The organism is Mycoplasmopsis pullorum, from assembly GCF_001900245.1.
Classification (GTDB): Bacteria; Bacillota_I; Bacilli_A; order Mycoplasmatales; family Metamycoplasmataceae; genus Mycoplasmopsis; species Mycoplasmopsis pullorum.
Genome location: NZ_CP017813.1, coordinates 361,676 through 370,717, shown reverse-complemented (window position 1 = coordinate 370,717; position 9,042 = coordinate 361,676). Strand labels below are relative to the sequence as shown.

Sequence of the window (9,042 nt, the reverse complement as noted above, 5' to 3'; positions counted from 1 at the left end):
TTAAAAAACAAAAAAACACCTGTAATACAGATGTTTTAGTTATTTTTATGGTATTAAATAATTTTTACATTTTTGTCTTTGAAATTTGTTTTTCCAGTTTGTATGTAATGATTATTTGCAAAATTAAACCGATAACAAAAGGAGTTAATATTCAAATCAATCCGTAGTAAATTGGATAATTAAAAAGTGAATTGTTGATTCCAGCAACCATTTCAAAAACTAATAAGAATCAATCCATTAATAATAGAAAAATTCACAATACTAGAAAAATAATTGTTAAATAAAAGATTGTTGTGTCAAGTCCACTTTTTAGATTTGAAACAAAATATCCGTTAATAATTGAATAAATTAATAAAACTCAAGTAATAATACTCACTAGAGTGGAAACGATTGTGATAACGTTAAACGCTTTAAGTTCTTTCATATTTGTACCTAATTAAAAATAATATCATTTATTTTTCAATTCAGCAAAGCAATTCAAAATGAGATGTTTGAGCAAAATTGTCATAAGCGTTTAATAATTTCACTTTATGACCATTTTCTCTAAATATTTTTAGATCGCGGATTAAAGTTTTAATATCACATGAAATATAGATAATGTTCTGAATTTTGCTTCGAGTTAATCAATTAATCACATCTTCGGTCAATCCTTCGCGTGGTGGATCAACTAAAACTAAATCATCATTTCTTAATTCTGTTTTTTCATCAAAATGTGTTAAATCAAATTTCTTATAATCAAAATTTTTGAATCCGTTATTTTTAAGGTTTTCTTTAGCACTTTCAATCGAATTTTCGTTTAAATCGATTCCAAGTAATTCAGTGTCTTTTTTGTTAGTTACAATTCCTAAAAAACCTACACCACAGTATAAATCGACAATTCTTTTTGGTTTGACTTGTTCGATAATTCCATTCATGTCGTTTACAACATTTTTAAAACTTTGTAAATCAACTTGGAAAAATGAATCCGGTTTAATGTCGAATTCAAAATTCTCAAAATACATTTTGAATGGTTTTTTAGTAATGATTTGAAGTTTTTTATATCCTGATTTAGTCTTTTTAAATTCTCATAATTCAACCAAATCTAAAAGTTTTAATCTTTCAATTAAACCTTGCGGAATCGAATAATCAGGATGAATAGTAATTGACAGTGACACATCACCAAATTCATTAACACGTCCTAAAATATTTTCGTAATTGTAAAGACGTTTGTTCTTTTTGAGTAAAAAATAATATTCGTTAATTACTGCGACAACTTTTTTTATTGTCTTAGCCAAAATTGGATTTTCGATCGGATTATTATCAACGGTAATTGTTTCGTTTGAATTAAATAAACTTGAACTACATACCAAAATATTATTTTTAACTTCTAAAAAGTATTTAGATTTATTGCGATATCCAATTTCTTGTGCACTTGGATAAAATTTATTAATTGCAGCAAAATCCTTTAGATTTCAATTAATGACTTTATTTGCATATTCTTGTTTTCATTTGAATTGTTCAGAATATTCAATACCAAAAAAAGGAGCGATATTACTGTTAATTAAATATTTATTTGGTGTTTCAATTCGAGATTCGCAAATTGATAAGTATTTTAAAACATGTCCAAAAGCAAAATTTTTGTTAACTTTGGTAATTCGAATTAAGGCTTCTTCATCTTTGTAAAGTCCTTGTACAAAGATTGCAAAATTCTCATCACGAAAAACTCCTAAACCTTGGTAACTTACTTCGTTTGCTTTTACGATAATTTCATCATTAATTCTTATTTTTGTCATTTTTAGTCTTTTCTTTTAATGAAAAATTAACTTTTCTTAATAATTCATTTAAATCTTCATCAATTGTGCTAATCTTTTTTTCCGCTTCTGCAAATACTTTTTCATCATTTTCTTTGGTTTTTTTATTTTCAAATTTTGTCTCAAATGATGTATCTTTATTTGTCACTTTTTGAGTTTTACGAATTACTCCGGCCACAAAGTTTGAAATATTTACATTGTAGAAAGTATCATCTGTTTTTGAGAATAGATACTGTTTGACCGGATCTAAATAACTATTTCCGTCACTATCACGTAATAGCAACATATCAGTATCACGAGTTGCATAAATCTCCACAACATGATGTGGATCATTCTTTTTATTTTTAAATAATTCTTTACCTTTATTGTTTTTACTTACATAAGGCATATCTTTTGTGCGAATTTTCTTAATTAATCCCTCATGTGTAATTAAAGTTAAAACATCGTTATGTTGAGCGGTAGTAAATGAAACTACATAATCATTCGTCGAAAGATAAATTCCTTTGATACCTTTTGCTTTTGTACCATAAATATTAACTTCATTTTCAGAGTATTTAGTAAATAGTCCGTTTTTGGTTACAAAAATTACATCTTTTGTACCATCACTAATACATGCATTAACAACCTCGTCATCATCTGAAATTTTAATTGCGGTGTAAGTTTTGATTAATCTTGAAACTTCAAAGTCTTTAACTGGTGTCTTTTTAATCATTCCATTTTTAGTGCTAATTACAATAAAATTATTTGAATTTCAGTCTTGAATTTCGATTACACTCACTACTTGTTCACCTGGTTTTAAGTCAACAAAATCAGTTAAGTGAACACCAAGATCTTTTCATTTTGATTCAGCAATTTTATAAATTGGAATAATTGCGTAATTTCCAAAACTTGTAAAAATTAAAAAGGTATCTAAGGTATTAACCTTATTTCAAAAAGTTAAATAATCATCATCTTTCAGTTGATAGGTTGCAAAATCATTTGAATCAATCACTTTTTGAGATAAACGCTTAATATATCCATGTCTTGAAATTCCAATATTAATAATTTCTTCTTTAATTAAGTCTTTTTCGTCATAATTTAAACTTAACTCATTTGCTACAATTTGAGTTTTACGTGGACAAGGAAATTCATTTTTCATTTTCTCTAAAATGTAAATTAAATATTGTACAAATTTTGCTTCGTCATCTAATAAAGAAGATAAGTAAGCAATCTTTTCTTCTAATTCTGCTTTTTCTTTTAAAACTTCTTCTTTATCAGTTTTTGATAAACGGTAAAGTCTTAATTCAGCAATAGCAGTTGCTTGGTTTTTGGTAAATTGGAAGTACTTCATCAAGTCTTCGATAACACCTGCTTTACTTCCTTCACTTTTACGAATTACTCGAATAACTTCGTCGGTAATTTCGGTAACTTTTAAGAATCCTAAAACAATTTCTAATCTTAATTTAAATTTTTCTAAATCATAAGTGATTGCTTTAGTTTGGACATTTTTGACATGCTCAATATAAGCATCTAATAATTGATTTAAGTTCATCAATTTTGGTGAATTATTATAAATTGCGATATTGTCATAGTTAATATTAACTTGCAACTTCGTTTTTGCAAAAAGATAATTTAGAATACTTTTTTCATTTGCATCAACTTCTAAAGTAATGACAATTTTAATCCCTTCACGGTCAGAGTGGTCTTTGATTTCTAAAATTCCATCAACATCTTTATTATTAATTATTAAGTCAATCGAATAAACTAATTCACTTTTAACAACACCATATGGAATTTCCGTAATTTCAATAACTTTATTTTTATCGGAAGTGATAATGTTATATTTTGCAAATAATTTGATTTTATTTTTTTGTAATTTTCCTAATTCTAATGCTTCGTGCACACCTTCAGTACCATAAATTACTCCACCAGTTGGAAAATCTGGTCCTTTAACAATTTTTAATAAACTTTTTAAACTGATTTCTGGATTTTGAAGTTTTGCAATGGTTGCTTCCATAATCTCTTCAAAATTATGTGGTGGCATATCAGTCGCCATACCAATTGCAATCCCTGTTGCTCCATTGACTAATAAAGTTGGAAAAATTGATGGTAAAACAACAGGCTCTTTTTCTTTATCATCGAAGTTTGGCACAAAAGTTACAGTATTTTTATCTAAATCTGAAAGTACATATTGAGCAATTTTAGCCATACGTATTTCTGTATAACGCATCGCAGCAGCCGGATCGTTATCAAGCGAACCAATATTCCCCTGCATGTCCAAAAGCGGAATATTGCTTTTTCATCACTGACTCATGTTAACCATAGCTTCATAGATCGAACTATCACCATGTGGATGGTATTTACCAATAACATCGCCAACCACACGGGCTGATTTTTCATAGCTACGATTATGTGTAAAACCAAGTTCGTGCATCGAAAATAAGATCCTTCTTTGCACTGGTTTTAATCCGTCGCGAGCATCTGGTAAGGCTCTTTGTTGAATAACATATTTTGAATAACGTTCAAAACGATTCGCCATAATTTTGTCAAGCGATTCATTAATAATTTTTGAAATAATCTTTTCTTTTTCCATACTTTCCTTTTAATAAATTTTATCTATTTATTTACAAAAATCAAAAAACAGTTCTTTAAAGTTCTAATTTTGTTCTTTTAATTTAAAAAATCCAAAAAATATAAATTAAATTGTGTGTTCAGATTTGAATAAGTGGTTTGATTTGAGCAATAAAATTTCCATAGCTATATTTTTTAAATAAATTTTTTATTATTTGTCTCGTTTTTAACTCAAAATAAACATTTATAAAATTTTTTAAACAACTTTAAGAACAGATATCAAAACCTTTTTTTAAATTTAATATAATTTAAAAATAATATTTAGGAGGATCAAAATGCAAAAAGATTTAAATACTTCAACATTTAATGAAAACAAAGAAAAATCAATAAAAGAACAATATTTAGAAAAGATAGATAATTTATCAACAAGCACATTTAACAAAGATCAAAAAGAACTTTGTAAAACAATTATCAAAAACGCAAAAGAAGAAGATGTTCAAAACATTTATCAATTATTAATCCAAAGAATTAAGCTTGGATTTACTTTTGACGTAGCTCCAACACCAATAACTACGAACAAATCTATTACTTTACTTGAAGAAAACAAAGAACTTTCTTTTGGAACAGAAAAAAATGAGATTAATAACTCAAAAGAAAAAGATATTTTAATCATTGGTGAAAACTTCGACGTTTTAAATAATTTAATAGTAGTCGAGAGAGAGAGCAGGACTTGATTTTAATTACGACGTAATCTATCTTGATCCTCCTTATAATACCGAAGCGACACAAAAAGATGGTAATAATTTGGCCAATGACAAAGAAAATGTCTCGGCTTCGAAATTTATTTATCGTGACAAATTTTCTCGTAACGGTTGACTTAACATGATTAGAGAAAGACTTGTCAAAGCTAGAACCATCCTTAAAGATGATGGTGTAATTTTCATATCAATCGATGACGCAGAGCAAGCATACTTAAAAGTTTTAATGGACGAAATTTTTGGAGAAGAGAATTTCGTGGCTAACATAACTATAATAAATAATTTAGGTGCAAGATCAGATCAAAAACATATATCACAAGCAAGTGAATATTTATTGATCTATGCTAAAAATATATCTAAAATAAAATTTAATGGTAAAAAAATAGAATCACAAGAAATAGAGAAGAAATTCAATCTAGAAGATTCTCAAGGATCTTTTAAATCAATAGATCTAAAAAAAAGTGGAAGTGAATCTAAAAGAGAAGATCGTCCTTTTATGTTTTACCCTATAATCGTAAAAAAGGATGAAGTATTTTCGATAAAAGAAGAAGAATACAATAATTTATATGACAAAAAAGAAAATAAATTTAATGATGAATATTTAGAAAATCTAAAAAGAAAATATCAATCTTTAGGATACAAATTTGTATTACCTTTATACAAAACAGGTGAATTCGCCAGATGAAGAGTAGGTTTTAAAAGTTTTAAAGAAAGACTATCTTCAATAAAGTTTAAAAAAGAAACAAATTCTATTATGGAAAAAGTGAGACCTACTTTAGAAAATGGGGATTTAAATTTACCAAATTACAAAAGCATTTGATATCAACCGTCTTATGATTCAGGTTCTTCTACAAAATTCTTGAATTCTATTCTCGACAATTCATCAATCTTTAATTTTCCTAAATCAATTCATTTGATTAAGGATGTAATTAGATTACACACGAACAAAAACGCTCGTGTTCTTGATTTTTTTGCGGGTTCAGGAACAACGACTCATGCTGTGTGAGATTTGAACAGAGAAGATGGTGGCAAGAGAAGTGTAACTATAGTTACCAATAATGAAAATGATATTGCTAAAAATGTTACTTATGAAAGATTGCATCGAATTAGTCGTGGTGAAACAACTGATGGAAGTTCAAATTTTGAATGATTAAACAAAAACGAACCTTACCAAGTACCTTTAAAAGTTTATGAAACTAAACAATTTCCAATTGATATAAATGAAAGTTTAAATGACAAAATAGATTTATTTATTAAAGAAATTGCTGATTTCGCTAATGTAAATTTAGATGAAAATGAAGACAAACAAAGAATTCTTTATTACTTAAAGCAGTTATATTCATTAAAAAATGAAGAGGATCAAAATGACATTAACTAGTGTTCAAGAAAAAGCTGTTAATGAAATTGTTAGTTGTTTTAATTCTCTAAATAAATCTAAAGTAATTTTTAAAGCGCCGACCGGTGCTGGTAAAACTTTCATGATTTCTAATGTTATTGATAGAGTCATTAGTCAAAGTAATGGTAAAAGATTAATTTTTGTATTAGCAACTATTTCTGATTCTGAACTGCCAAAGCAGTTGGAAACACATATAACAAAGTTTTTACCTTATTTAAATAATAAATTTGAAATCAAACATGTCGTTTCTCCTTCTTCTTCAAAAACAGCTAATAAAGCAAAAGATTACTCGGCTAATATACCAATTATTCATAACGGTGGTCTTTTAATTTTTGGTCTTGCATCTTTTGGTAAAGGTAGAATTTTTACAGAAGAAGGAATTTTAGATACATTTTTAGATAATATTAAAAATTCGATAGATACAGAACTTATTTACATTCGTGATGAAGCACATAGAGCGAATGTAACTGAGAAAGATATTGAAAATACTCAAAAAGCTAATGATAAACTAAAGGAAGCTGCTCATTTTTACATCGAAATGACCGCAACCCCAAAAAATATTGATGATTCAATTATTGTTGAAATTACAGAAAAAGAATTAAAAGAAGATTCAACAAAATTATTAAAAGAAAGATTAGTTTATAACGAAGGAATAAATGAATTAGAAGAAGACGAAATCGAAAATACAGATTTGCTTGAAAAAGCTTGTGAAAAATTCAAAGAGATCAAAAAATCATATGTTGATAAAGATAATAAATATGGCCTTAAAGAAATTAATCCAGCAATGCTAATTCAAGTCGAAAATAAAACCAAAGAAAATCAGGAAGAGTTTGAAAAAACAATTCAAGAAATTAAAACAATTCTTAATAAACATCACCTAAACTGAGTTACATATTTTTCAGATGATAAAAAAGACTCAAGTGGTAGAGAAGAAATTTCACTTGAAAAAATTTCAAAAAATAACTCTGATGTGGATGTAATTATATTTAAAGTAGGACCTTCAGTAGGATGAGATATTCCTAGAGCCTGTTTACTAGTGCAATTAAGAAACGTTTCTTCTGAAACATTAAGCATCCAAACTGTAGGGAGAATCAAAAGAAATCCCGCAGTAAAATACACTAACAATGAGAATTGAGACTTAAAAAATCCCGCTTTTTCTTATTACATTTATTCTTACTCAAAAGTTCCATACACTGAATGTTATGCTTCTTTCGTACTAAAACCAGAGTATAAAGATGTTGAATTTATATCGGGTATGATCGACAAAGAAAAATATTATAATTTCAAAACAACAAATGAATATCATGACGAAATATTAAAACTCATAAATAAGTCACAACTAGAAGAAAAGTCTAAATTACTTCTGGCAGAATTTAAAGAAAAAGGAAAAATTATTTCAGAAAGTGAAAATCTTTTAAATACAGAGAAAAAGATTATCAGTCAAGCTATTTTTAACACTATTGATTTAGCTTTAGCTAATGAAGAATTAATTGAAAAACAGAAAAATTACTGAAATAAACAACTTAAAGATAAAGTTTTAAAGAAATTAGAAGGTGTAGCAAATGAACTAAACTTCAGATACGAGCTTGTTGTTTATGCTTTTTTTACAATCTATAAAAGTGAAATTAAAAAAATATACTTAAGTTTTCAAAAGAAAAAAGACAAAGATAAAAAGGGGATTAATTATAAACTTGACAAAGTCACACTTCCTAATTTTGTTTCTATAGAAAAAATAGAGTCGAAATATAAATCAAATATATTTAAACTTGAACTTAAAGACAATTTAGATATTAAATCCGCATACCAAAGTTATTATTTATCAAAAGAAGTGCGTAGTTCAAAAAACATAAAAGAAGAAGATAAATTCATTATTTATAGTTCAGAAGCAGAAGAAGAATTTTTAAAAAGATTGAGAATTTTTTTAGATGAAACCAATAATATACAAACGATTCAAACATGAGCTGTTAACCCAGTTCATACAGGTGTCTATTTCGAATATATTGACGGATCAACAACAGATATTAGAAAGTCTTTTCCAGATTATATTTTAAAAATAAAAAATCATTTCGTAGCAATCGAAGTTAAATCAAAAAATAATTATGACGAAGAAAAAACCAAAAAAATCATGGAGGGTTATAAAGAGTTCTTCTATCGAAAAGACTCACAAAATGACAAAGATTCATTCACGTTAGTTATCTTCAAACCGGATGAATATAAATTCGATGGAATGTCTACAATTGAATCTGTTAACAATAAAATCCAAGATTACCGTGCACTACCGGATCTTTTAAATGACATCATTAAAGATGTTGAAAAAAACAATTAAATTATTTTTAAGTCTCAAATTGAACAACAAGAATTTAAAAAACGAAAGATGAAATTAAAGTCGTCTTTCGTTTTTTCTTTTCCAATATACTGAGTTTCCAACTTAGACCTCGTTTTTGAGGTTGAAATTGGAAACTCTAGCCTTAAAGGATTTTTTAAAATAAGAAAATCAGATGTAAAAATGCTAGTTTTTTGCAACACAGATTGCAATTAAAAACCACAA

General features: G+C 27.0%; 6 protein-coding genes. 3 read left to right on the top strand and 3 right to left on the bottom strand.

Annotation, left to right across the window (positions count from 1 at the left end):
- Positions 1 to 64: 64 nt before the first annotated feature.
- The 3 genes from BLA55_RS01390 to BLA55_RS01380 are packed head-to-tail and all read right to left on the bottom strand — an operon-like array spanning position 65 to position 4,362.
- Complete coding sequence (locus BLA55_RS01390; protein WP_073372328.1) at positions 65 to 424, bottom strand: hypothetical protein; 360 nt, start codon at positions 422 to 424, stop codon at positions 65 to 67.
- A gap of 28 nt (positions 425 to 452) precedes the next feature.
- A complete protein-coding gene (locus BLA55_RS01385; protein ID WP_073372327.1) occupies positions 453 to 1,772 on the bottom strand; it encodes a class I SAM-dependent RNA methyltransferase in 1,320 nt (439 codons plus the stop codon).
- Positions 1,753 to 4,362: a DNA gyrase/topoisomerase IV subunit A gene (locus BLA55_RS01380; RefSeq protein ID WP_073372326.1), complete on the bottom strand. Its 2,610-nt coding sequence runs from the start codon at positions 4,360 to 4,362 to the stop codon at positions 1,753 to 1,755. The genes BLA55_RS01385 and BLA55_RS01380 overlap by 20 nt, the downstream gene beginning before the upstream one ends.
- A 313-nt stretch (positions 4,363 to 4,675) precedes the next feature.
- Between BLA55_RS01380 and BLA55_RS04340 the strand changes: the two genes are divergently transcribed.
- From BLA55_RS04340 to BLA55_RS01365, 3 genes are all read left to right on the top strand, one after another.
- The gene (locus tag BLA55_RS04340; RefSeq protein WP_073372325.1) at positions 4,676 to 5,080 is read left to right on the top strand and encodes a hypothetical protein; all 405 of its coding nucleotides are present in this window, start codon (positions 4,676 to 4,678) and stop codon (positions 5,078 to 5,080) included.
- A gap of 64 nt (positions 5,081 to 5,144) precedes the next feature.
- Positions 5,145 to 6,476: a site-specific DNA-methyltransferase gene (locus tag BLA55_RS01370; RefSeq protein ID WP_084107627.1), complete on the top strand. Its 1,332-nt coding sequence runs from the start codon at positions 5,145 to 5,147 to the stop codon at positions 6,474 to 6,476.
- Positions 6,463 to 8,820, top strand: coding sequence for a DEAD/DEAH box helicase (locus tag BLA55_RS01365; RefSeq protein WP_167542425.1), 2,358 nt, complete (start codon positions 6,463 to 6,465; stop codon positions 8,818 to 8,820). Before BLA55_RS01370 ends, BLA55_RS01365 begins: the two co-directional genes overlap by 14 nt.
- Positions 8,821 to 9,042 lie beyond the last annotated feature (222 nt).